At 44.3% G+C, this 25,931-nt stretch carries 22 protein-coding genes and 1 tRNA gene; 9 read left to right on the top strand and 14 right to left on the bottom strand.

Annotation, left to right across the window (positions count from 1 at the left end; genetic code table 11):
• Positions 1-4: 4 nt before the first annotated feature.
• The 8 genes from A3762_RS08130 to A3762_RS08095 all read right to left on the bottom strand — a co-directional run bounded on the left by A3762_RS08130 (position 5) and on the right by A3762_RS08095 (position 8,801).
• The gene (locus tag A3762_RS08130) at positions 5-634 is read right to left on the bottom strand and encodes a MotA/TolQ/ExbB proton channel family protein (RefSeq protein ID WP_068479715.1); all 630 of its coding nucleotides are present in this window, start codon (positions 632-634) and stop codon (positions 5-7) included.
• A 51-nt stretch (positions 635-685) separates the two neighbouring features.
• Complete coding sequence (locus tag A3762_RS08125) at positions 686-991, bottom strand: hypothetical protein (RefSeq protein WP_068754865.1); 306 nt, start codon at positions 989-991, stop codon at positions 686-688.
• A complete protein-coding gene (locus A3762_RS08120) occupies positions 988-1,581 on the bottom strand; it encodes a tetratricopeptide repeat protein (protein ID WP_068754863.1) in 594 nt (197 codons plus the stop codon). Before A3762_RS08120 ends, A3762_RS08125 begins: the two co-directional genes overlap by 4 nt.
• The gene (locus A3762_RS08115) at positions 1,562-4,465 is read right to left on the bottom strand and encodes a tol-pal system YbgF family protein (protein WP_068754861.1); all 2,904 of its coding nucleotides are present in this window, start codon (positions 4,463-4,465) and stop codon (positions 1,562-1,564) included. The genes A3762_RS08120 and A3762_RS08115 overlap by 20 nt, the downstream gene beginning before the upstream one ends.
• Complete coding sequence (locus A3762_RS08110) at positions 4,465-6,093, bottom strand: hypothetical protein (RefSeq protein WP_068754859.1); 1,629 nt, start codon at positions 6,091-6,093, stop codon at positions 4,465-4,467. The genes A3762_RS08115 and A3762_RS08110 overlap by 1 nt, the downstream gene beginning before the upstream one ends.
• Positions 6,094-6,103: 10 nt before the next feature.
• Positions 6,104-6,589 carry a hypothetical protein gene (locus tag A3762_RS08105; protein WP_068754893.1) on the bottom strand — a complete coding sequence of 162 codons (486 nt, stop codon included), beginning with the start codon at positions 6,587-6,589 and terminating at the stop codon, positions 6,104-6,106.
• A 187-nt stretch (positions 6,590-6,776) separates the two neighbouring features.
• Positions 6,777-7,955, bottom strand: coding sequence for a VWA domain-containing protein (locus A3762_RS08100; RefSeq protein ID WP_068479704.1), 1,179 nt, complete (start codon positions 7,953-7,955; stop codon positions 6,777-6,779).
• 3 nt (positions 7,956-7,958) lie between these two features.
• Entirely contained in the window at positions 7,959-8,801 is an 843-nt protein-coding gene (locus A3762_RS08095) for a MoxR family ATPase (protein ID WP_068479702.1), read from the bottom strand.
• 201 nt (positions 8,802-9,002) lie between these two features.
• On the opposite strand from A3762_RS08095, the gene A3762_RS08090 reads away from it, so the two are divergent.
• The 7 genes from A3762_RS08090 (at position 9,003) to pta (ending at position 15,855) form a co-directional block, all read left to right on the top strand.
• The gene (locus A3762_RS08090) at positions 9,003-9,359 is read left to right on the top strand and encodes a sirohydrochlorin chelatase (protein WP_068754857.1); all 357 of its coding nucleotides are present in this window, start codon (positions 9,003-9,005) and stop codon (positions 9,357-9,359) included.
• A 55-nt stretch (positions 9,360-9,414) separates the two neighbouring features.
• The gene (locus tag A3762_RS08085; protein ID WP_068754891.1) at positions 9,415-10,326 is read left to right on the top strand and encodes a TIGR01777 family oxidoreductase; all 912 of its coding nucleotides are present in this window, start codon (positions 9,415-9,417) and stop codon (positions 10,324-10,326) included.
• A gap of 25 nt (positions 10,327-10,351) precedes the next feature.
• Positions 10,352-10,942 carry a hypothetical protein gene (locus A3762_RS08080; RefSeq protein ID WP_068754855.1) on the top strand — a complete coding sequence of 197 codons (591 nt, stop codon included), beginning with the start codon at positions 10,352-10,354 and terminating at the stop codon, positions 10,940-10,942.
• A gap of 82 nt (positions 10,943-11,024) precedes the next feature.
• A tRNA-Glu gene (locus A3762_RS08075) sits at positions 11,025-11,100 on the top strand.
• Positions 11,101-11,286: 186 nt separating this feature from the next.
• Entirely contained in the window at positions 11,287-12,498 is a 1,212-nt protein-coding gene (locus tag A3762_RS08070) for an EAL and HDOD domain-containing protein (protein ID WP_068754853.1), read from the top strand.
• A 19-nt stretch (positions 12,499-12,517) separates the two neighbouring features.
• Positions 12,518-13,705 (top strand): acetate/propionate family kinase, encoded by a 1,188-nt coding sequence (locus tag A3762_RS08065; protein ID WP_068754852.1) that lies wholly within the window; start codon positions 12,518-12,520, stop codon positions 13,703-13,705.
• A gap of 41 nt (positions 13,706-13,746) precedes the next feature.
• On the top strand, positions 13,747-15,855 hold the full coding sequence (pta, locus tag A3762_RS08060; RefSeq protein ID WP_068754850.1) for a phosphate acetyltransferase: 2,109 nt from the start codon (positions 13,747-13,749) through the stop codon (positions 15,853-15,855).
• Here the strand turns inward: pta and A3762_RS08055 are convergent.
• Genes A3762_RS08055 through A3762_RS08035 form a run of 5 tightly spaced genes read right to left on the bottom strand, consistent with a single transcriptional unit; the run spans position 15,833 to position 21,741 of the window.
• Positions 15,833-16,696, bottom strand: a complete 864-nt coding sequence (locus tag A3762_RS08055) for a hypothetical protein (protein ID WP_068754848.1) — start codon at positions 16,694-16,696, stop codon at positions 15,833-15,835. The genes pta and A3762_RS08055 overlap by 23 nt on opposite strands.
• 4 nt (positions 16,697-16,700) lie before the next feature.
• On the bottom strand, positions 16,701-18,269 hold the full coding sequence (locus A3762_RS08050; protein ID WP_068754846.1) for a cation:proton antiporter family protein: 1,569 nt from the start codon (positions 18,267-18,269) through the stop codon (positions 16,701-16,703).
• A gap of 44 nt (positions 18,270-18,313) precedes the next feature.
• Complete coding sequence (locus tag A3762_RS08045; protein ID WP_231878770.1) at positions 18,314-19,651, bottom strand: AarF/ABC1/UbiB kinase family protein; 1,338 nt, start codon at positions 19,649-19,651, stop codon at positions 18,314-18,316.
• Entirely contained in the window at positions 19,641-20,327 is a 687-nt protein-coding gene (locus A3762_RS08040; protein ID WP_068754845.1) for a fumarylacetoacetate hydrolase family protein, read from the bottom strand. Before A3762_RS08040 ends, A3762_RS08045 begins: the two co-directional genes overlap by 11 nt.
• A 19-nt stretch (positions 20,328-20,346) precedes the next feature.
• Complete coding sequence (locus tag A3762_RS08035) at positions 20,347-21,741, bottom strand: FAD-binding oxidoreductase (RefSeq protein ID WP_068754843.1); 1,395 nt, start codon at positions 21,739-21,741, stop codon at positions 20,347-20,349.
• Between the two features lie 264 nt (positions 21,742-22,005).
• On the opposite strand from A3762_RS08035, the gene serA reads away from it, so the two are divergent.
• Both serA and A3762_RS08025 read left to right on the top strand, forming a co-directional pair.
• On the top strand, positions 22,006-23,235 hold the full coding sequence (serA, locus tag A3762_RS08030; protein WP_068754841.1) for a phosphoglycerate dehydrogenase: 1,230 nt from the start codon (positions 22,006-22,008) through the stop codon (positions 23,233-23,235).
• Between the two features lie 142 nt (positions 23,236-23,377).
• Positions 23,378-24,526: an acyl-CoA dehydrogenase family protein gene (locus tag A3762_RS08025; protein WP_068754839.1), complete on the top strand. Its 1,149-nt coding sequence runs from the start codon at positions 23,378-23,380 to the stop codon at positions 24,524-24,526.
• Positions 24,527-24,636: 110 nt separating this feature from the next.
• Here the strand turns inward: A3762_RS08025 and A3762_RS08020 are convergent, their stop codons facing one another.
• Positions 24,637-25,611 (bottom strand): alpha/beta hydrolase, encoded by a 975-nt coding sequence (locus A3762_RS08020; RefSeq protein WP_068754837.1) that lies wholly within the window; start codon positions 25,609-25,611, stop codon positions 24,637-24,639.
• Positions 25,612-25,931: the final 320 nt, after the last annotated feature.

Here is a 25,931-nt window from a genome sequence, read left to right as displayed (position 1 = left end):
CTAACTATTTTTGCGTTGAAGCACAGAGGTTAAGCACTTTGATCCCCGCCATTTCGAAACTATCAACGATCTCATTCGTTTTAGCCTGAAGATACGAGTGGACCATCAAAAGCGGAATTGCAGCCATTAGACCGAACGCAGTTGTATTCATCGCGACAGAGATACTTTGCGACAGCAAGGTCGCTTTCTGCGCTGGGTCCGCGTTTGCAACCGCTGTGAAAGCGGCAATCAAACCGATAATGGTTCCCAAGAGACCTAGCAAGGTTGCGACGTTTGCGAGCATCGCGAGAAACGGTGTACGTTTCTCAAGGCGAGGTAAGATCTCCATTAAAGATTCCTCCATCGCATACTCAATTTCGTCCCTAGATCGTCCAGAATTAAAACGCGTTAAACCGATATCAAGCATTGTTGAGATTGCGCTCGTTCCTTCACGCGCTTTGGCACCCGCCGCAACGAAATCGCCCTTTACAAGCAAGGGGAGCAAATCGTTTTCAAACACTTTTCTATTTGTTGACTTCGCCCGCGTTAGAAAAATAAATCGCTCAACCGTAATGGCGAAGCCGAATAGCAAAATGCACGCAATTGGATACATGAACATGCCGCCATCTTGAAAAAACTTAACTACGGTATCCAAAAAACTTACTCCTTTTTTGTTATCTGTCGATCGATTAAGAGCAACTCAAATCTATTGTGATCCAAATGACTTTGGCATTTGGATGTAATGGTGAAAATAAACTTTACGCTTATGCTCATCCATCGAAATTGGCTTTAATACGTCAGGCATTGGCTCAGGCTCTAATTCGATCTTAGTTGGGTCCGCTGAGCCAGATATTCTCCATGGCAGCGCTAATTCGACTTTAGGTAATTCAGAATTACCAATGATTGAAATAGTCTTAATCTGTTCCGATGATTTGTCATTAGCTGTTGTAAAGCTGGCGTAGGATAGCATCAACACTAAAGAGCAAAACTGAATAATGTGTAATCCCTTCATGCAGATTTCCTTTTGAGCAGTCTAACCCACAACTTTACATGTTTTATTTGATCTTCTTGTGCTCGCCCGTCTGCTCCTTCCAAGAAAGCCAAGTAATGCTGCTCAGCTTTATCAAAATCAAACAGGTATAAATCATATATAACACCTAACCCGTAATGGGCATAAAGGGTATCTGGCGCTAGCGCTAATGCCTTGAGATAGGATTGCTCTGCGCGCTTAATTTGTCCTTGCGCTAACAATGCTTCTCCAAGAAAGCTGTGCGCTTGGGCTAGTTCGTCATTAATAGAAGTCGCACGTTCGAACTCTACAACCGCTTCTTTTGCTTTAGATTGTCTAAGTAAGGCCACCCCTTTATTAACATGCAGCTCAGGCAGTAAAGGGTAATCAACTAACAGCTTCTGAATAAGTGCTAGCGCTTTTTGGAACTGCTGCGCCTGCATTAACGACTGCAATCGCATGAAGCTCGCTTTATCTTTATCCGCAATCGAAACTGGAGTCCGAGGCTTAACAGAAATATCCTGGCTGACGTCTTTCGTGGCGCACCCACTGATACATCCAATCAAAAACAGACTAAAAATCAAATGTCGCATAATCTGCTCCGGTTACTGGCCGCTTGTACATACCTGGATTTAACTCTTGAAGTGCGTCATAGCTTGCTTTAACCCAACCACTGAGTTCGTGATTCGGACTCGCCTTAATGTTCAGCTCATGAAGTGCAATCGCTTCATCTTCGATTGGAATGGCTTGCTCTTCCAATAGGATGTCATACTGCTCTTGCTCTAAAGCATTTAAACCTTTCGGACGCTCGGATAGCATAATGTCATGCGCGAGAATCTGATATATATCCGCCATCGCAAATCGCGCCGCCTCTGTGTAGGTCTCGACACCAAACGCCACAACGCGTTTATACGCAACTGTACATTGATCTAGCTGCTTGGTTTTTGCGCGTAAGGATTTCGCAAACGGTTGCGACAATGACATGTCGGTAAAGCGGGCTTTTTGTTGTTCGCCCAAAAATAGGCTTGCTTGCGCGCCGAGCGTCAACGCACGTGAGGTATCGAGTTCGTTATCTTCGACGTATTCCGCTATGCGCACTGCGTACGCTTTTTCATGCGTACTATCCACTTCTGACGTTTCAAACATAAATGCTAATGCTTCTATGCCAATATCGTAACGTTTAGGGTGCTCTTTGAGCACCCACTCATAGGCTTCGGTTGCTTTTTCTTTAACGCTATTCTCAGAAAAATATCGCGCAGCTTTATAAGCGGATTCTGCTGACAGCGCTGCATCAATTGCTTTCTGTTGCTTGGCTTGTGCGAACAAAGACTCTGCTGCATCGATATAAAGCGCCTCTTGCTCTAAGGCATAAATTAATTGCGTTAAACCAGTAGCTTGAAGTTCATGTTTTGGAAACGTAACTTGAAACAAACGATGAGTTCGGACGGCTTGAGCCCAATCCTCTATGCTCCCCGCAACACTCGCTGCATTGAATAAGGCGTCAGGTGCAAGCGGATCTGAAGGGAACTCTTCATAGACCTTAAGATATGCATCAAGTGCGCGCTTACTTTTACCACTCTTCTTACCTTGCTTATAAAGTGAATTAGCAAGGGCTGCGTTGATAGTGCTTTTTCGTTTAGTGTTAAGAGAGTACTCGGGATCAGACTCCGCGATAGAAAGCACATTACGATAAGCGCGCTCAGCAACGGTGTACGCATCTGCATCTAAGGCCTTATTGTATAAAACGCTAGCTCTCGTCAGCTCAGCGGTCAGCCGCTGTTCTGTAGAGGCTTCGATAAACCGGTCATACCCTGTAAGGAGGGTGATCATCGCATCGAACTGTTGTTGGTTTTGATAGAAGTTCGACACCGCCAAAGCCACTTCTGGTGCTCTTTTATCTTGAGAGAAAGTACGAATGAACCTGCTCGCTAATTCAAACTGCTTGTCTGCCCATTGTGTCGATTTAATAGCATTATCGTGGCCAAGCGTTTTGCGCAAAGCCTGTTCTGAGCTGATCAATGCGCTATATGCCGCATCTGATTTAAAGTCTAGTGATGCGTCATTATAGGCTAGCCTTTCATATAGGTCTGATGCTTTGCTAGCCTGCCCGCCGCGCTGTAATGCCTGCGCTGCCAAATAAGTCGCTTCGTGGCTTTGCTCAGAAGCGCCATTTTTCATTTGCTCAAGTGCTGATAGCTGTAAATAGTAACTCGCTGCCTGTTTTGCCGATCGCAACATTCTTTGATCGCGCGTTTTGCGCTCTTGCATTCGAACAAAATTAAGATGAGCGAGTTCTTCAGTCACATCAATCAGGCTAGGACGGATTTCTGCTTTTACGCGTGCCTGCGCCGTTTTCCAAAAATCAGAACGAATTCCAAACCGCTGTACCAACGCCGCTTTTGCCTTCCAAGCTTCGATTTTCCTGTCAGCCTGTTGATATAATTCGATGCCCTTTAAATTATAAAAAAACAATTCCTGATCGGTTGTAGCGTTATCAGTGTATTGCGCTATCAAACTCGCCGCATCGAAATAACGTTTTTTACTTGCGTAGTGATCGACCAAGGCTCTTAGTACTATGGGTTCCCTTTCAGGTCCTCCTAGCGCAATCGCCGTCTCCGAAATATTGCGCATCCAATCGCCCTGCTCGTTGAGTAAAGCAAGTAAACGCATACCGTCGCTAAGGATATTTTTATCAAGATCTATATCGAACCCACGATGGCTAGAAGTCCGAAAAGGAATAACCGTCAAATCTGTCGTCAACAAGCTTGAGTAGATACCAGGAAATGCATCAAAAAAGTTACTAAGCCTTTGGAGGGCATCATTATTATCTGCCAAGCGATACTCGGCCCATGCCAACTTGTAATTAGAATAGGCTCGCATTCTTGGAGCTTTCGATTTTTTAAGTAGCTTCGCGTAGTAGTCGCGTGCTCGATTAAAATCGGCCAAATCAAAATATCCCTCCGCTAAGCGCAGCAATGCTTCATCAGCGAGTTTTGAATTTGGATATAGCCCAACCAGTAATTCTAATCGCTTGATCGATTCTAGTATGTCACCCGTAAATGCTGTTGCTTTTGCTGTCTGATACAACAACTCATCCATGCGCTGATATGTATCACCAGAATCAACAATCTTTTGGTAGGTATCGAGCACGACGTCAGCGTGAACGTAAGGATCTACCGTCAGACCTTTCTCTGATACGCCGTAACTCGCGCTCAAATTATTCAAGCGATTCAATGCTTCAATACGTACTTCTGGACTTTGGGCGGTTTCGAAAAGCTTTCGATAGCGCTTCATTACATATTTAACCGAGACATCGGGAATCGGTTTCTTATCGAGCGCTAAAACACGAGGTCGTAAATCACCAATCTTCTCCGCTTTCGCAGACTCGCCAAAATTGACAGTAAAACTCTCATTTGCCAAAAGATGGCTTGAGTTCAGAGAAGCAAGAATTGACACACAAACGATCAGCCAAGGCACTATTGGTACCTCCCATCAAGCAGATTTGTTCGTTTTGTAGTCAGACGGGCGTGAGATTCTAGTATTTGTATAAAACCAAGTTCGGCTTGCTCGTAATGCTTATGCAGTCGCTCATCAAAACGTTCAAAGGCATTGTTCGCGTCATTAGTGAATGCACCATCGATTCTAGAATAAAGTTCTGTAATCTTAACGGTCAGCGCATCAATTTTTTTCAAGGCTTTATCGATGCTTTGTATCTGCTCAGGTATCGCTTTCTTGCGGTCGTTTACTCTTAGGGGCAAGCTCGCCAATCGAGTTTCAAGAGCACTCAGTGTATCTGATGTTCTCGATGTGCTATTAGGGGGAAGTCGCTGCTCGATTTTACTCAGCGTGTCGCGTGCAGCTTGAATTCGCTTGGTAAGTTCTCGAGCTGCTTTGTTTAATTCGGCGCTGTTATTTACTCGTCCCTGTGCTTTTAAGTTTGTGCGCAAAGCCTTTAGCTTGGCGCTGAATCCTTGCAAGTTCGACTCATATAGACGCATATCAGAGTAAAGTTGCATCCAATACAAGGATGGTTCATCGTCGTACAGAAAACGAAGGTAACCATTTTTAATAGTATTCCCAACACCACTATTATCTAGAAACCAAGCCAAGTCCTCTCGAGAACTCTCCCTTAGTAATACTTCAATTGCTCCGTATTTTTTTAAGGCCTTCTTTAGTTTGGCTAGCTGCGCGCGCTCTTGTTGCAGCAATTTACTCGCGGTGAGATACGACTCTAATGCTAGGGTTTGATAACCAGATTGTGCTTGTACATTTGGAAGTGCAAGTAAAGACTCGGCAACACCTGGTTCAGCAAGATTATGTTGCAGATTAGCTTGCCAGACTTGAACGGCTGCACGGTAATCTTTCAACTCTACCTTCGCTAAACCTGATAGATAAAGACCTTGTGTCGCATAAGCAGAACCGATATCCATTTCATCAAAAAATCGCACCGCCATATCTGGTTTATCGTGCTTGAGATAAAGCGCCCCTGCGCCAAGATTGATTCTATTCGTGAGCTCATTTGCGCTTTCGCCATTGTTTGTCATGTCTCTGGCTACACGCAGAGAAACTAATGCACGTTTCGGGTTTCGGCTAGTAAAGGCATAATCAGTCGCTAAGTTGTAATAAGCCACTGCGGATAATTCACCCTCTAAGGCAGTACTAAGCGACTGAGCAGCAAAATTATTCTTCCCTAACTCGATGAAGCATTGTCCTCGCAAGTAAGCCCGAAGAGATTTTAATGAAGGACTTAGTTTCGGTGCTTTACCTTTTAAATACCGTACCGCAGTACGGCAGTCATCTTGGTTATAAAGCATGTTGGCTATACGAAGACGATCCACGTCAGGTGTATCTGACGTTTTCAAATGTTGCTTTAATTGATCGATCGTAAAGGAAGGTGTTAGCCCCAACTGTGTTTGAGCAACTGCGGTCATAACGGGATAGGACTTGTATTCGTCCTTAGAAATAGACGACAAGGTGCTAGCGTAATCACCTCTCTCAAAGTGAAATTGAACGATCCGCTTTTGTAGTTCGTCAGGAAGAGCAAACACAAAGGTAGAGAAACCTATGAGGACGCATCCGACAGCAAACTTAAAAATGGCAGTCATATCTTACAAATTACCACTGCTTCACTTTGAACACTGGCTCACCAATACCGGGTCGTTCCGACACGATAAGTTCGATATATCTCGCGTTTTTTGTCTTATCGAACTTCAATGATTTTTTACGCTTGAAATATCCCCCACTTCTTCCTTGTCCCTTGAAGCTAGCGGTAAGCTTATGCTGACCTGGGGCAACACTGCCAAGATATAGCTGCTGAACTCCACCGTTTAACAGAGCTTGTATGTCGCTATTTTGATATAGGTGAGTTGAAATAAGTGCATCATCGACAAACAATTCAATTGAATCTAGTTTGAATCGAGTTTTGTCATCGAGACTCAAAAATACACCGAACTTAACCTCTGGCGGATAAATCAGTGCCTGTTCAAGTGCATGCAATTCTTGATTGAGTTCGATAATCGATTGTTTAAGTTGACTAGCCTCAGCCTTTAGATCTTGATTGTTCTGAGTCTGATCACTATTCGCGTGGACTACCTGACTCAACAGAAGACAGCTAGTCACTACTATAGCTAGTAACTTCAAGGACCTGATACCTATATGATTTTAGAATAAACGCCAAAAAGACGGCACTAGCGCGAAGTCTACCAACATGAAGACTTCGCGCTGTGAATTGGTTAATAGGTTCAGTTAATATTTACGTATTTCTACAATTGCCGCAGAGGCAGGCTTGTTATCGACTGAGGTACTTCATTGCTGATTCAAGACCCTCGATACTCATTGGGTACATATGATCCTCAACCAATTCGCGTGTAATGCCTAACGAACCGCCTGTTCCCCAATAGTTTTCTGGCAGCGGGTTAATCCATACAACCTTATCAAAGTGATCGGTCACGCGTTGCATCCAAACAGCGCCCGCCTCTTCGTTCCAATGCTCGATACTGCCACCTGCTTGCGTGATTTCATAAGGAGCCATTGCGGCGTCGCCTACGAAAATTACCTTATAGTCAGAGCTATACTTATGCAGCACATCATAAAGCGCGGTTGTCTCATTACTGCGCCGCAGGTTATTTTTCCAGACACTCTCATAAATAAAGTTATGGAAGTAAAAGTACTCCATGTGCTTAAACTCAACACGAGCAGCGGAGAATAGTTCTTCACATACTTTGACATGAGGATCCATAGAGCCACCGATATCAAAGAATAAAAGAACCTTCACTGCGTTATGGCGTTCTGGCACAAGCTTGAGATCGAGAAAACCAGCATTACGCGCTGTTGAACGAATTGTATCATCAAGATCCAACTGATCAGCGGCGCCTTGGCGCGCAAACTTTCTAAGACGGCGAAGAGCGACCTTTATGTTTCGGATGCCGAGCGTTATATCTCCATCCAAATCTTTATAACCGCGTTTTTCCCATACCTTTACAGCCTTCCCATGGCGCCCTTTCTTCTGACCAATTCGAACCCCTTCAGGGTTGTAACCGTTTTGGCCGAAAGGTGAGGTACCACCAGAGCCAATCATTCGGTTGCCGCCCTCGTGTTTTTTCTCTTGATTCTCGAGACGATCTTTCAAGGCATCCATGAGCTCTTCAAAACCGCCCATAGATTCAATTTCTTCTTTCTCTTCGTCAGTGAGAAACTTTTGAAGCTCAGACTTTAACCAATCTTCGGGGATCAGTTCGTTTAACAACTCATCCATAGCTTCAATGCCTTTGAAGTAGCTCTCAAAAGCACGATCAAACTTGTCGAAATTTTTCTCATCCTTTACTAGGCACAAACGACTCAAGTAATAAAAGTCGTCGATCGACGCAAAAGCGAGATGGTTCTCAAGCGCATTGATAAGATCCAACAACTCCTTAATGGTTGCAGGAACCTTATTTCTGCGAACTTCCTGAAAAAAGCCAATCAGCATGGCTTACCCCTTGCGTCGAGCCATAAACGCTAAGCGCTGTAACAACTGTACGTCTTGTTCATTTTTGAGCAATGCGCCATACATTGGTGGAATCGCTTTGCTAGGGTCGCGTTCGCGTAAAAGCGCTTCACCTACTTCGTCTGCCATTAGGAGTTTCAACCAATCTATCAATTCACTAGTAGATGGTTTCTTCTTAAGGCCTGGAACCTTACGCACGTCGAAGAACACGTCTAAAGCATCTCTAAGAAGCTCTTTTTTGATGTCTGGATAATGCACTTCAACGATTTTCTGCATGGTTTCGGCATCAGGGAAATCAATGTAGTGAAAGAAGCAGCGGCGCAAGAATGCATCAGGAAGTTCTTTTTCGTTATTACTCGTGATGAGAACAATTGGGCGATTTTTAGCTACGATTCGCTCTTGTGTTTCGTAAACATAAAACTCCATTTTGTCGATCTCAAGTAAGAGGTCATTTGGAAATTCAATATCAGCTTTGTCGATTTCATCGATCAACAGAATGACACGCTCTTCTGCCTCGAATGCTTCCCACAGTTTACCCTTCACAATGTAGTTAGAAATGTCGTGTACTTTATCGACACCAAGCTGAGAGTCACGTAGGCGAGATACTGCATCGTACTCGTACAAACCTTGCTGCGCTTTCGTGGTTGATTTGATATGCCACTGAATCAAACGAGCGTCTAGGGATTTTGCTAACTGCTCAGCAAGCATGGTCTTACCCGTGCCAGGCTCACCTTTAATTAGTAGAGGTTTTTGCAATGTAATCGCCGAATTAACAGCCATTTGAAGATCACTAGTAGCGACGTATTCGTTTGTACCCTTGAAACTCATAACCTATTCCTAAAACATTTGTTGTAGCGCGAGCATTCTAATCTATGCCTAGCTTCTGCGGGTAGTCAAAATATAGAATACTGTGTTCAGATACCAGAGTTGATGGTTCATCGCGCACGGAATACCCGATATAACTCATGAAACTAATCGGACATGACGATTCATCCGTAGCGTCGAGCAGAACTACTTTCAGGAAAATACATGAAGACAAAAATTATTCTTTTGGCTCACGGAAGCAGTAATACGAGTTGGTCCGACGCCTTTTTTGATATGACAAAAACATTGCGCGAGCAATTTGATCAAGCCGACTTAGCCTTTATGGAGCTAAGCGAGCCTAGCCTGCAAGACGTTTGTGCACACGCTGCGAGCGAGGGATATGAGCAAATACAGGTTCTCCCCTTATTTTTCGCGACAGGCCGACACTTGAAGAAAGATGTGCCGAACATGATTAAAGAGATCAAAAAAGATCTTTCGGTCGATATAAAACTTCTACCCGCTATTGGGGAGTTGCCTGAGTTTCGCGACGCGCTAATGACAATCGTGCAAAGTAAACTATAAGTCAGATCAAGGCGTAGCGATTCATACCGAACTTGCCATGTTACAGGATGCGACAATGCAAACACATTATGATTACTTGGTCACTGGTGGTACTGGACTGATAGGTTCAACATTTATCAAGTCGCTACCAGCCGGCAGCACAGTTCTTGTACTAACAAGACAAAAGCACCCAAAACGTCTCGATAAGGTCACAGCGAACCTTAAGTTGATTAGCAACTTAAATGACATTAGCGACGACACGCTAATCGATCACGTGATTAATTTAGCAGGTGAGCCAATTGTCGATCGCCCATGGACCGAGTCACGCAAGCAGATTCTACGCAGCTCACGAATCGGAGTAACTGAACAACTTGCAGATCTGTCGGCTCGTCTAGCAAAGCCCTTTAAAACCCTCGTATCCGGTTCAGCAATTGGTTACTACGGTTCAGATAACGGCACTCAGTGTAGCGAAACAAGTCCTAGAGGGAGCGATTTCGCCGCAAGCTTGTGCAGCGGGTGGGAGCAAGCTGCTACGACAATCAGATCCGAGCGAAGGATATTATTAAGGATCTCTATTGTTTTGTCCGGTGATGGTGGGATGCTCGCTAAGCTCTATCCGAGTTTTATATTAGGCGCCGGCTCCGTTATAGGTGATGGCAAACAAACGATGTCGTGGATTCATATTTCAGACCTCGTTGAACTTATTCATCAGGCTATCAATGATCAATCAATGGAAGGCGCATTCAATGCTGTCGCCCCTATAAACACGACTAATCAGGAATTTAGCCGCGTACTCGCTCAAAATCTTAGGCGCCCTCTACTATTGAAAATGCCAACTATTGTGACGAAATGGATCTTTGGTCAGCGTAGCGATTTACTTCTCGGAAATCAGGATGTTGTTTCAGATAAGCTTCAGGCTTTAAGCTATAGTTTTAAATATCCTGAAATTCACGACGCACTTTCTCAGATCTATAAGCATAAGAGGTAGGCGTCTTTATAACCGGCAGTAGAACTTGCGTAATCAACACCTTGTTAAAGTATTAACTTCTCTAATCACATTAGTCACTTTAACAAACGCTCACGCATCTACCAATACGGACATCGCGCAAAGTAGTTTCATTGAACACAGCTATATTTCATGCAGCGTATTGAGCGCAGAGCAGCTTACAATTGCCCAGCTCGCGCAGCGTGGGGTTAGTGAGGATCAAGCTCTCAAAAACCTCCCCCAAAAAACCAAGAATGCCAGTTCGCGTATTAAACAGGTTTATCAATTGATTAGTGATGAAGGCATCTTAAACGCCTACTCTATTATCAACAGCAACTATGCGCGATGTGCAAAACTTGTCCATGAGCGCGATGGGGCGCCTGCTCAAGATATGTATGAGTTTGGTTTTTATTATTGTGCCGGTGAGAATAAAATTCGTTACGAAACGATTTTACGAATTAATAACAGCTTCAACATTGATCGCGTTCTTGCTGAGACACCAGACTCACATTTTGATGTCGCAATTAACTACTTTAAGCTCATCGAATCGAAAGGACTTTTAGCCGGATTTGATTACACAGCGAACAATTTGAAGGCCTGTTTAGAGCGTATTAGATAATTTTTAATTTCTTTAATTATTTTTGTTGACTTGAAAAAACATTGCGCCTAATATTCGCGCCACTTCGACGAAGTACTGATGTGTCCCGTTCGTCTAGAGGCCTAGGACACCGCCCTTTCACGGCGGTAACAGGGGTTCGACTCCCCTACGGGATGCCACTTTCTTCGTTAGCAAATTAACCACTTACGGTTTCCGTAACGTGGTTTTTTTGTGCCTGAATTTTGTTATTTTGGGTTTTGTGCTCACAGACCTCCGCAAAGTTCATAAGCTCGTCTACACTAATAATTCAAGCGTACAAAAACAAATGCTCACTCATAGAGCTCATCGCGTATTTACCTGAAGTTATGCAAAAACAAGACGTCTTATTGGCTCGTCAGCCTATTTATAATCGACAAAAAGAAGTACATGCGTACGAGCTACTCTTCAGGGATAACGAAGAAAATAAAGCAACTTTTTTCTGCGATCTCAGCGCAACATCAAACGTGCTTTTAAACCTGTTCACTGAAACGGATCTAGAATTTGTGACGTGTGGATTACCCGCTTTTATTAACTTTTCAGGCGAACTGTTAATGGAAAAGCCCATCTTTGATCCTCACATGGTGGTCATCGAAATTCTTGAGCACGTTAAAATCACTCCAAGCTTCATAAAGCGCGTCATTGCGCTTAAGAAAGTCGGTTATACGATTGCGCTGGACGATGTAGTAAAAGCACCTCACTACAAACCTCTGCTTCCTTATATCGATATCGTGAAAATCGATTTACCAAGTTTAAGTGAAGATGAGTTGCGGCAATCAGTCGACTACTTAAAAGACTTCGACGTCACTTTGCTTGCCGAAAAAGTTGAAACTCACGAAGAGTTTCAACTGTGTTCCGATTTAGGCTTTGAGTTGTTTCAGGGTTATTTTCTTGCTAAGCCTGAATTGGTTAAGGGTAAAAAATTAAACACCAACCAAATATCGGTACTTGGGCTAATCGCTGAACTCCAAGACCCCAATATAGACATAAACCACGTCAGCGATATTATAAGCCAAGACCCCGTTATCAGTTTTAAGTTACTGAAATTGATTAACTCAGCCGCTTATCGACGCACGAAAGAAATTGACTCAATTAAATCAGCTGTCGCCTTACTTGGTTTAAAGCGCATTAAAAGTTGGGCAACACTGCTTGCGTTGAGCAAACTTGATAACAAGCCTGACGCACTACAATACATAGCCATTGTTCGTGCAATGACCTGTGAAAAACTTGCGAACTTTGTAAGTTCAGATTTACAGAATGAATTCTATACAACTGGTCTGCTCAGTTGCTTAGACGCGTTTTTTGACCAACCTATCGATCAAGTTATTGAAAGTATTCCAATTAAAGACTCAATGCGCTCTGCACTGATGGAACGTAAAGGCGTGCAAGGTTTAATATTGCAATCTACACTGCTTTTCGAAAAAGGTTTGCTTGAACAAATAGACTGGAAGGCTCTCGGCGAACTGGGCTTAGATGGGCAAACCTTTAACGACATTTATTATGAATGCTCTGCAATAGCACTAGAGGCAACCGCAGCATAAACACACACGGAAGAAAACTATGAGCTCAAAACACGTACTTGTCATTAATTGCGGTAGTTCTTCATTAAAGTACGCGTTATACGCCATAGGCGATGCCACCCCATTACAAACCGGTCTCGCTGAAGAACTTAATAGCCCCAATGCAAGGCATATTTCAAAAGATCTTTCTGGAAATAGGCAAAGCTTTGACACGCCAAATGCTTCTCACGGCGACTCAATTCAAGCAATCGTTGACGCACTCAACTGCGAATTTAACTTAAGCGATTCATTAATTGCTGTCGGGCATCGCGTTGTTCATGGCGGAGAGCGATTCAATAAAGCAACGCTCATCGACGATTCTGTGTTAGCGGAAATTAAACAATGCATTCAACTCGCGCCCTTACATAACCCAGCAAATATTACTGGCATAGAACTTTTACAAAAACAGTTTCCTGAGGTTCCGCAAGTTGCTGTCTTTGACACAGCGTTTCACCAAACTATGCCCGAGCACGCATATCGCTATGCGATACCAAGCGAGTTTTATACTAAGTACGGCGTAAGACGCTACGGGTTTCATGGAACAAGTCATCAATATGTAGCTAGTTCGACCGCACAACATATTGGCAAACCTATTGAAAATTGCTCCTTTATAACTGCACACCTTGGTAACGGCGCAAGTGTATGCGCGATCGAGAATGGCAAGAGCGTTGACACAAGTATGGGCATGACACCGCTTGAGGGATTAGTTATGGGCACCCGAAGTGGTGACGTAGACCCTGGTCTTATCGGTTTTTTAGGTTCACAAGGTTATGACTGCGCTCGAATTGATAAAATCTTAAACAAACAAAGTGGCCTTCTTGGTCTATCTGGCATTTCAAACGATTGCCGAACGCTTGAGGAGCAAGCATCTAAAGGAAACAAAGAGGCCCAACTCGCGTTAAAAGTGTTCTGCTATCGCCTCGCCAAATATATCGCGGGCATGCGCATTGCGCTGACTCAATGCGACGGCCTGATCTTCACGGGCGGTATTGGCGAAAACTCGGTATTTATTCGGAAAGAAACTGTGGCCCTTCTTAAAGGTCTCGGGTTCACAATTGATGAAGAACTCAATCGCGACATTACTGACAATGTATGCGCCATTCAATCAACAGTCAGCTTACCTATATTTGTATCACGCACCGATGAAGAACGTTTAATTGCGGAGCAAAGTGCTGCACTCTGTTCGTAAATGAAACCTATTTTTAAATTTAACAGCTACGGATTAAGCAGATGAGTAAGGCTTTTTTCTTAACAACTACCGCACAGAATTCAGGGCTAACGTCAGTCACATACGGTTTGGTATACGCCTTAGAACGGCTCGGCGTTAACGTAGGTGTATTTCAGCCAATTAGCTATCAAGTCGGGCACGACGACAACTCAAAATATTTTGCCAAAGTCCTTAATATCGAAAGCGATGTGGAGATCATTTCACTATCAGACGCGCAAATGTTGATGAGTGAAAATAAAGGTGGTTTGTTGATGGAACGTATTGTTGCTAATTATGAAAAAGTAGCAGCTAAGAAAGACGTAATCGTTGTTGAAGGTATTCCGAATGATAGAAATGAAGCCTATTTAACGCGACTTAATATCGATATTGCTCAGAATCTAAATGCGCCCGTTATTCTTGTCGCCGACGTCAATCAACGGACACCTACTCAATTATCTAAACACCTCAAAGTTGCGGCTTCCCTATATCACGGCACAGAGAGTCCTGACGTGCTTGGAGTAGTATTAAATCGCGTTGGCGAAATATCTGATGAGGACTTTTCAGCGCGCCTCGTTTCAATAAGTGACCTAAATGTCTTTACCAATAATTTCCATTTAATTGGAGCGATCCCTCTTCTGAAAGAACTCGCAGCCCCAAGGGTCAGCGATCTCAAGTACACATTAGACGTTAACTCGCTTAACGAAGGTGAATCAGACTCTCGCCGAATTTATGACATCGTGTTTGCTGCAAAGACCGTAGACAACATCATTCCTAGGCTAACGCCTGGCACGCTTGTGGTAACACCGTCAGACCGAAGTGACGTCATTGTCGCTGCGTGTATGGCTGGCTTATCAGGCATTCCTCTCGCGGGCATATTGCTCACAAGTGATTCGAATATCGACCCTCGCATACACAAGCTTTGCGCAGCCGCTTTAAAAGCTGGTTTACCGCTTCTATCAACACCAACTGACACATTTAGAACGGCAGCAGCTCTTGCAAACCTTAACCGTGTCGTGCAGGTCGATGATGAAGCAAGAATGCGTCAGGTTGTGAGTATGGTTTCCGAGCATCTCGATTTGGAATGGCTCGCTCAAGTATGCGCCAAAGAGCGAAAGAGTCGCCTGTCGCCCCCTGCATTTCGCCACATGCTTACGTCTCGCGCTCGTTCCGCCAAAAAACGTATCGTTTTACCTGAAGGAAACGAACCTCGCACCGTTGCTGCTGCGATTGCTTGCCAAGAAAGGAATATCGCTCAATGCGTTATGATTGGGGAGCGCAGCGACATTAGCTTGGTTGCTGAAGCACAAGGTCTGACATTTCTAGATGAAATAGAAGTCATCAACCCCGACGAAGTGCGTGAAAGATACGTTCCTCATATGGTGGAGGCACGCAAGCACAAAGGCTTAGCGCCTGATATGGCGCGCTCTCTACTTGAAGATAATGTAGTTCTTGCGACGATGATGGTTGCCTTAGATGAAGTAGACGGATTAGTTTCAGGTGCTTTACACACGACAGCAAATACTGTTCGCCCAGCACTTCAGTTAATCAAAACTGCACCATCAGCCACTGTTGTCTCTTCGGTCTTCTTTATGTGCTTGCCAGAGCAAGTACTGGTCTATGGTGACTGTGCAATCAATCCAGACCCTAACGCTGAAGAGTTGGCGGACATCGCGATACAGAGTGCAGACTCAGCCCTAGCTTTTGGAATTGAGCCAAAAGTAGCGATGATTAGCTACAGCACAGGCGCTAGCGGTGCGGGGGCCGATGTCGAGAAAGTAAAACAAGCAACTGAGATCGCAAAGGCTCGTCGTCCTGACCTTTTGATCGATGGACCTTTGCAATATGACGCTGCTGCAATTGAAAGTGTCGCAGCGAAGAAAGCGCCAAACAGCCCTGTTGCGGGACAAGCAACGGTATTTATCTTCCCCGACCTGAACACTGGAAACACGACGTACAAAGCTGTTCAGCGAAGTGCGAATGTCATAAGCATGGGCCCGATGCTCCAAGGTCTAAACAAGCCGGTTAATGATTTATCGAGAGGTGCGTTAGTTGATGACATCATCTACACAATTGCGCTCACGGCGATTCAATCAAAACAAGCAGACGACGCTAAAGAACAAGCTCAGCAATAATTATGGGATGATCAGAGTAAGGTGCCGTCGATATACTTTGGTACCGCTGACACGAGAAACCTTTGTACAAGACATGGTCGATCATATAACGAAGCTTTCGCTTGGCCTTATGCTCTACTGAGTCGCAGGAAACTGATGCATTGCGCAGCTCTAGCTGCTTTTCTAGTGTTTTGAGAACCGGAGAAGCACGAAAGTCATTAAAATCACCTAATACAACAATGCGCGCTTGATCAAATTGTTGCACACCTTTCACCAAACCCTTTGATTGCATTAATCGCTTTGAGGCCTTTTGGGGTGACTCCTTCCGCTTTGATAAAAAATGCGCAGTAGCAAAAGAAACATCTTTATCGGTATCACCGATTCGGTATCTGAGGGTTAAGCCTAAGACTTTAGATAATCGTTTAGGCTTATAGCCATCCACATGGCCTGACGGGAATCCAAAATCTGTGACCTTAATTTGCTCTGCATCTTTCCAAACAAACGCAACATCTTGCCCCGTTGCCGTATCACGCCCTTGTTTGAATGCATAAGACCAGCCCTCACCAAGTGCATCGACGATCTCTTTCGCAACCTGCTTATTTTCGATTTCGATAAACGCAACAAGATCTAAACTTTGATCAAGAATAAGTTCACGATAGAACCCAAGTTTTTTGTCGTAATCAGAAACAGACGGATCACCCTTATTGAATCTTGATCCGTCGACATGACCATCATGAGGAGTCCAAAACCACTCGGAATTAAGTGTTGCCACGCGAAGCGTTTTTTCTGCACTAGCTAGAGTCGAGACAACCGCAAATAGGATTACAAAAACGACTGATACAAATATCCGCAACCGTGACATGTAACTAAGCTTCTTGAAGCAAGTGAGAAGTCTCTTCAGCGAAGCCTGCGCCAACCTCAGAGTAGTAATTGAACACCACATCCACACCATGAGATAAAAGCAGTAGACGCTCATCATCGTGCTGCGCAACGGCTGAAATCTTTCCCTTGTAATCGCGTAATTTGAGCTGTTCAATAATGTTGATCATTTCTTCTACATTAGGGATCGCGAGCATCACAAGTTTTACTCGGTCAAGATCCTGCGATTCCCAGAACTCAATATCATCTGCGTCGCCATGAATCACATTTGTGATGCCATTATTGATGTGCCCTGCAACACGTGACTCATCTATCTCTACACCCCAAACAACATTACCTCCGGCTTTAACAAGCGCGTGATAGGCACCTAAGCCAACGCGGCCAAGCCCGACGAGCATCACATCAGCGCCCTGCGCAACCTGACTACACATGGATGTATTCGCGTTTGCACGCTGAAAACCTTGCAAGCGGCCGGACAGCTTTGCATAAAACAAATGTGCTTTTTTATAGATAAGTGAGGTGATGACAAAGCTCTGCGCTGTCGTGATTGCTAGGATAATTAGCCACTCTTGAGCCAATAAACCTTCTCGAATACTAAGCGCTGCAACGATTAACCCAAACTCACTAAAATTCGATAACAGCAATGCACCAAGAAACGCCGTGCGCGCGCGTAAAGACATCACGCAAAACACTGCGTAAAATAGTAAGAATTTGAGCGGCAATAACAGCAGAAGAAGTGAAGCTAAAATAAACATTGAGAAATCGGGCAAGGCTGACAAGCCAATACTCAAAAAGAAGGACACTAAGAATAAGTCTTTAAACGAGATAAGTGATTTATATAACTCGCCCGACTTACTACTTGTCGCAACTAACATCCCAACAAGCAATGCACCCAAGTCACCTTTTACATTCACCAGTTCAAATAGCGCATAGGCGCCAAGCGCGAGCATAAGCCCACTCAAGGGCAACAATTCTCCGTGACCAGTTTTATTCAAAAGCTTATCGACGAAACGAGTAAGGAGTGGCAGCCCTAGTAACAACAACGCCCAAAATGAAGGCACTTTGCCGGTCGCAGCCACGAGAAAAGCGACGGCGATAATGTCCTGAATAATCAGCACACCCACTGCGATAGCGCTTTGTCGACTGCGGATTTCTCCGGAATCTTCGAGTACCTTGATGACGCAAACTGTACTACTAAAACTCAGCGCGAAAATGAGTAGCGCAGTCTGTTCTACAGAGAGTTCAAAAACTAATAAACCAGCCCACGCCATTACTGCGTTAATAACGAAGCATAAGGCAATCCACAAACTCATGTGACTGATTGCCGAACCCCAAACTTCTTTTTGAATGAGGTCTTTTACATTGATTTTTAGGCCGATCGTAAAGAGCATTAAGGTAATGCCTAAATCAGCGAGTCGTTGAATATCATCCGTTAAGGTGTAGCCCGCAAAATGCAAACCGAAACCCGCGAGCAAGTATCCAACTAATGGAGGTAGGCCAAGGACCTTAGCGGTCAGACCAGAAAAATAAGCGGCCAAAATTAAGGCTATGCTCATACGCAACAAATCCTGAGGGTTTGGTGTATAAAGTAGTCGATTACTTAAACAAGATACTTTTTGTTATACAAATGCTTATCGAGCTGCGGTCTAAAATCAGCGGATGCATCCATAGACTTTAAAATCCAATAATGCCCGCTAACCAGTCGATCAATATACAAACTATCAACCGGAGGTTTAAATCGTTCTAAGTTTTTGAAAAACAGCCCTGTGTGCTCCATCGCATCAACATGAAGTTTTGACTCGCCGTAATTAAAAGGTTGTCCGGCAAATGGCTGAAAAAAAATGTCCCGCCAAAGTTTATAGAAGTCAGAACCAGGACTTGCTTTATTTGCCACGCGCGCCCCAAGTCTTATCAAGGCCTCATCCAAGGCTGCATAATCCTCGTCGATAGCACTAACGACCGCGTCTCGATAGGCCTGAACAATTTCAGGCTTCAACTCTTTGATACAACCAAAATCATAAATAATGATTGAGCCATCGGGTCGAAATGCAAAATTACCGGGGTGTGGATCACCATGAATGCACTGACCTGAAAACAATTGATCACTCAACATTTTAAAGACCCGCTCAGCAATCACAGATCTTTGCTGCTCGGTATATCCCAGCGAAACAAGATCTTCGGCCGCATCTCCCTCAACTAACCCCAGTGTTAAAACACGCTTTGTGGAATATTTATCGAAGACTTCGGGAATTATTATCCCTTCGTCTTTCGAGTGAAACTGAGCAAAACGATTTAAGTTATGAGCTTCTAAAGTGTAATCGAGCTCTTCTTTTAAACGATCTCTTAATTCATTAAACAACGCGTCGACACTTTCTTTTGGCATTTTTAATAAACCGCCAAGCTTGAGTGTGAGTTTTAATTGCTTTAAATCTGAATCAACAGAACGGTCTACTCCCGGATATTGCACCTTAACAATGACGTCTTCGCCGTCTAAAGTGACCGCCCGGTGTACTTGACCTATAGAGGCTGCCGCGTAGGGTTCTTCGTCAAAAGTCTTAAATAGATCGGTGATAGGCTTACCTAATTCTGACTCGACTTGCTCTTTGATCACTGAAAACTCGACAGGAGGCGCTTGCTTCTGGAGCTTCTTCAAGGCTTGCGAGAATTCCTCAGGGAGAAAATCTTGAGTCTGAGAGACGATCTGACCGACTTTCATTACCGCGCCTTTCAACTCGCCAAGCGTTTCTGTAATGTCATCAGCCATTTTTTCGTAACTAGCGGCTTTTCGACGATCACGATCATCGCCCTTACTGACAACATCAACTAGTTTGTCACCTGCATATCGTGCAGCAACACTAGCCGTCATCCCTGCAAGCTTTACAAAACGCTTTGTTCGGCTCTGAGCCGGTTTCTTCCCTGCCACCTGCTTACCTGTCACCTACTAATCTGTCACACAAAACAACGTTGTACTGGGGAAAATCAATCTGCTGCTCCCCTGCTTTAAGACTCAAATTAAGCCGATCATTATTTTTCAGCACGCCGACACCTTTTGGAGTACCGGTAAACAAAATATCCCCTTTACGTAAACTGAACACAGACGTAACTTCTTGTATTAAGGCAGGGATATCAAACAGCATGTCTGAAGTCATACCATCTTGCACGACCTCATCATTAATAAGGAGCTGGAAATTGATCTGGCTCAAATCCTGATCACTGAAAGGAATAAAAGACGTGAGTACTGAAGCGCCATCGAAAGATTTCGCTCTTTCCCACGGATGCCCCTTTTCTTTTAATTTAGCTTGAAGCCCACGATCCGTGAGATCAAGCCCAAGTCCTAAACCAGCAATATCCTGACTAACATCGACTGGAGCATCGACGTTTATGTGCCGCCCGATTAAGACAGTGAGTTCAGCCTCGTAATGAATACCTTCGCGTGGAATTATGACTTGCTCACTGGTTTGAATAGTAGATTCCGGTTTAATAAATAGAATTGGTGCCTTGGGTATGGGATTGTTTAGCTCTTTCGCGTGCTCCGCGTAATTTCTGCCAATACACACAAGCTTTGAGCAATGCGCGTCAAACTCTTTACCGTCAAACCAAACCGGCTGATACATCTACTACTCCATAGGTTAATTAGTCGAATATTTTGCCAGGATTCATAAGTCCTTTCGGATCGAATACCTGCTTGATACCTTTCATCAAAGCAATGTCTGCTGCGCTACGTGTGTATTGCAAATAATCCTTTTTCACAAGACCAACCCCATGCTCAGCAGAAACACTCCCGCCATGCTTTTCAACGATATCAAAGACCCATTTGTTCACGTCAACACACTTTGCGAAAAACTCATCCGCGGGCAAATCTTCTGGCTTCAGTATATTGAGGTGTAAATTGCCATCTCCGATATGGCCGAACCAAATTATTTCGAAATCAGGGTAATGCGTGGTGACAACCTCATCGATTTCCGTGAGAAACTCGGGGACTTTTGAAACCACGACGCTTATATCGTTTTTATACGGAGTACGCGGCGCAATCGATTCAGAAATCCCTTCACGTAAACGCCATAAGTTCATAGCCTGCGTTTCGCTTTGGCTAATCACCCCATCAATTACCCAGCCTTGTTCAACGCAGTGTTCAAACAACTCCATCGCCGAATCCATTACCGCGTCATTGCTCGCCTCAAACTCTAGCAAGGCATAATAAGGTGCTTCAGATTCAAACGGCGCTGGCACATCTGCGTGCGCACGCACATGGCCCATCGCTTGATGTGAGAAGAACTCATAGGCAGTCAAATCGAGCTTACCTTGGAAAGACTTAAGAACATCCATCGTATTAGTAATATCGTTAAGACCCAGAACAAGTACAGTCAGATTCTCAGGTTGACGCGTCAGGCGCATGGTAGCTTCGGTAATTAAACCCAAGGTACCTTCTGCACCAATGAACAAATGACGCAAGTCATAGCCAGTGTTGTTTTTGAGCAAATCAGAGTTCAAGTTCAAAACTTCGCCAGCGCCGGTGACGACAGTTAAACCCAAGACCCAATCTCGTGACATACCGTATTTGATTACCTTGATTCCGCCAGCATTGGTACTCAAATTACCTCCAATTTGGCTTGAACCGGCAGAGGCAAAGTCAACCGGATAGTAAAGACCTTGTTCTTCAGCGAAATTCTGTAATTGCTCAGTGACTACGCCAGCTTGAACTTTGACACAACGATCACTTGCACTGAAATCAACGATTTGATTCATGTAGTCAAAGCTAACGACGACCTCTCCATTAGTCGCGACAGCACCACCGCTTAACCCTGTACGTCCACCAGATGGAACGATTGCAAACTCTAGTTCGTTTGCCAGCTTAACGATGGCTTGCACCTGCTCTGTACTGCGCGGAAATGCAATGGCCAAGGGTGCGACCTCATACATCTTCGTCCAGTCTTTACCGTGCGTAGCTAGTGAGTCTGCATCTGTACGAAGCTTTCCCTCATCTAGTATGTCTGTTAGCGCATTAATAATTTGATCAACAGCGGCCATGCTTTCCTCGCGTACTACTAAGTTTTCAAGTTGGGGTGATTTTACACGACTAAATGCGCATTGCACTGGTCGATTAGGTAATCTTTGTGCATAAATAAATACGCTCAGTGAATAGCAATTATTAATCAAATATCAGTAATTTATAGATCAGTACAGAAGCACCGAATTAGAAACCTGTGGTAAAATACGCGCCCTTTCATTACCGTAGCCAGCCTATCATTAAAATTATTGGTCTGGCATTGAACAAAAAGGTAGAAGTAAGTCATGGCAAACACGTCTTTGGATAAAGCAAAAATCCGGGTTCTTTTGTTGGAAGGTGTTCACCAGTCAGCTGTAGATATTCTGCACAAAGCTGGTTACACAAACATCGAGTACCTCAAAACGTCTCTTTCCCAAGAAGACCTTATTGAAAAAATCAAAGATGCTCATTTTGTTGGAATTCGCTCACGCACCCAACTTACCGAAGAAGTATTTGCAGCTGCTGAAAAATTGATCGCTGTTGGCTGTTTCTGTATTGGCACAAACCAAGTCGATCTTGATGCAGCTACCCGCCATGGCGTTGCGGTATTCAACGCACCATACTCAAACACGCGAAGTGTGGCAGAACTCGTTCTTGCAGAAGCCATTCTTCTATTGCGCGGCGTACCAGATAAGAACGCTAAAGCTCATCGCGGCGAATGGCTCAAATCCGCAGCAAACAGCTACGAAATCCGCGGCAAGAAACTCGGCATTATCGGCTACGGAAGTATCGGTAGTCAGTTAAGCGTATTAGCTGAAGCGCTAGGTATGAACGTTTACTTCTATGACGTAATCACTAAGCTTCCTTTAGGAAACGCGCGCCAAGTTGACTCGCTAGAAGAGCTTCTAGGTACGTGCGATATTGTGAGTCTTCATGTTCCGGAAACTGCAGCAACACAAGACATGATCGGTGCGACCGAACTTGCGCAAATGAAGCAAGACGCGATTCTAATCAACGCGGCACGTGGCACTGTCATCGATATCGATGCACTTTCAGCATCGCTACGCGAAGGCAAGCTACTTGGCGCAGCCATCGACGTATTCCCTGTCGAACCTAAATCAAACGATGAAGAGTTTGTGTCTTCTTTACGTGAATTCGACAATGTCATCCTTACACCGCACGTTGGCGGAAGCACAATGGAAGCACAAGAGAATATCGGTTTCGAGGTTGGTGAGAAACTTGCCACCTATAGCGACACTGGTACTTCAGTGACATCTGTAAACTTCCCTGAAGTTGCATTGCCTGCACACCCAGAAAACCACCGCCTTCTTCATATCCATGAGAATGTTCCAGGGGTTATGTCTGAGATCAACCAAGTATTCAGCGAGAACAACATCAACATTTGCGGCCAGTATCTGCAAACTAACGAGAAAGTTGGCTACGTAGTTATCGATGTCGATAAAGAATACAGCGAGCTTGCTTTAGAGAAGCTGCGCAATGTTCGTGGTACGGTGCGAGTACGCGTACTGTTCTAAGCGATTCAATCATAATGAATCCCAAAAAGGCTGTACTATTAGGTACGGCCTTTTTTATATGTAAAAGCCGCCTTGCCATAGTTGTTCAAGTACTTATTACACGTTAAGTTATTGCTTCCGATAACAAGTAATAAGAATAAAAATGAGCAAACTTCATGAACGCCACTTTGGCGAAACGCAAAATATTGTACGCGCAAATGTAAGACGCTTTGTCGATACACATATCAACCCGTTTATTGATGAATGGGAAGAAGCCAACGAGTTTCCGCGCGAGCTCTACAAACTTGCTGGCGAGGCAGGTCTTCTCGGGATTGGTCACGATGAAGAGTTTGGCGGCGCTGGCGGGGACGTATTCACCAAAATTGCAGCATCAGAGGAACTCATGCGATCAAGCTCTGGTGGACTTGTTGCGAGCTTAGGAAGCATAGATATAGGTTTACCGCCTATCGCACGTTGGGGCTCTAACGAACTAAAACAGCGAATACTCCCTGATGTTATTCTCGGCAATAAAGTTATTGCTCTTGCCATCACAGAACCTTCTGGCGGATCAGACGTAGCAAACATCAAAACCACAGCTAAAAAAGATGGCGATTATTACATCGTCAATGGCAGTAAAACCTTTATTACAAGCGGGCATCGCGCCGACTACTATACAGTGGCGGTTCGTACCGGTGGCGATGGCTACGGCGGAATCAGTTTATTACTTATAGAGCGTGATACCGAAGGTTTTACGAGAGGTAAAAACCTTAAAAAAACAGGATGGTGGGCAAGCGATACAGCAGAACTGTTCTTTGATAACTGCAAGGTGCCCGCTTCAAATCTTATTGGTGCCGAGAATGCAGGATTTTTCGCCATCATGTCGAACTTTGAAATGGAGCGATTAAGTCTGTGCGTTATGGCCAACATGACATCAGAACTTGCGCTCGAAGAGGCGCTCGCTTATGTTAAGCAGCGAGAAGCTTTTGGCCGTCCAATCGGTAAATTTCAAATCATCAAGCACAAGCTTGCAGAAATGGCGACAGCCCTAGAAGCGAGCAAAACATTTACCTATTCACTCGCACAAGCAATGAGTGAAGGCCAGCCGGTCATCAAAGAAATATCAATGGCAAAAAATCTAGCAACGCAGACCAGCGATAAAATCACTTACGATGCAGTGCAAATATTTGGCGGAATGGGCTTTATGCGTGAATCGAAAGTAGAGCGTTTAGCGCGAGATAACCGAATTCTCTCGATTGGTGGGGGAACCTACGAAATAATGAATGAGGTGATTGCCAAACAGCTAGGCCTATAGTCGCCCCCAGCCATTAACCTTCAACTAGACAACACGTTACTAAATCAATCAGTGCGGGAGCATAAAGCTATTTCACTTTACTCCCCTTTCTTTACTTCTCTCACTAAGCGTCAGATTGAAGACTCAATAATACTGAAGACCTTCTGACGATATTCAGCAGATTCACCAACCAGGTGATGACCAGCGCCATCGACCACACTGACCTTCACTAAAGGGAATAGTGTTTGGTAGAACGGAAGATTAAAGGTCCAGTCCACCGTTGTGTCATCGCTTCCTTGAATCAAACTCAATTGAGCACCGTTTACAAGACCGCTTATTGTCGCACGCTCAGACATTTTTGGAATCCAATTACGTAGAGCTCCGACCCAATCAACTGACAAACCATCATGCTGCAAAGGATCTTTATTCTGAACAAAATCTAAAAATGCTTGATCGTGAGAATTATCTTTAAAACTACGAGGCCAGTACTCTTTGCGACCTTGCAAAATACTGTGCGCAAATTCCGCCATATGCCAACTCTGCGGCTTCATTAATGGCGCCAACATAAATACATGCTTTAGATTAAGCGGCGATAACACCGTCACCGACTCTTCTGAACTTAACAAGTCTGCCAAGATGGCTGCGCCCGTGCTCTGACCAAGTAAATACAAAGGAAGTTCACTATCGCATAACGCAAGTATACTTTTTAGCGCAGGCTGATATTGCTCAAAGGCATCAATACTGGCGCGCGCGCCACTCGATAAGCCATGCCCGGGCAAGTCAAATGCAACAACGCGCAGGCCATTAGCAAGAAGGCGCTTCACGATATTTCCATAAAGTCCTGCATGATCATAGTAACCATGAACGATGACTACCTGCCCTTTGATTTCCATTGCGGGCTCAAAAATCTGAGCAACTAGATCAAACTCAAGAGACGGCACTACTTGAATTGACTGCGACTTCGCAAGCCCGATCGACAACATATCAATATTGTAAAAATCGGCATAAGACTTGTATAACAAGCCGGAATGCGACTGAGGTTTGCCGCTTAACTTTAATGAACGAGTACTCAGGGCGAGTAAAAAACGATCTCTATCCCAAAACATGTTGAATGGTTCTCACTGACTTAGCGTTTAACATTCGTTATCACCGTGAACCACCAAATGGATCAAGATTTTAGTTACAATTCGCAGCATAAGATAACGAAGCGGTTACTCAATAAACCGCCGATAAATGAATACTTTTAATTATAACTAACTTGCGAGATACAGCCTGTGAAAATCAATAATCAAGCACTAAGTGTGATCGATGTCGTAGTAGCCACCACAGTGAGTTTTATATTTATTGGTTTTCTATATCAACACGTCTATGTGTAATCTAATTTAGCTTAAATAAAAAAGCCCGCCATAAAGCGGGCTTTTTTATT

The sequence above is a fragment of the Oleiphilus sp. HI0125 genome (assembly GCF_001635355.1).
The sequence above is the reverse complement of the archived record's forward strand: the minus strand, read 5'-3'. Positions and strand labels throughout refer to the sequence as shown.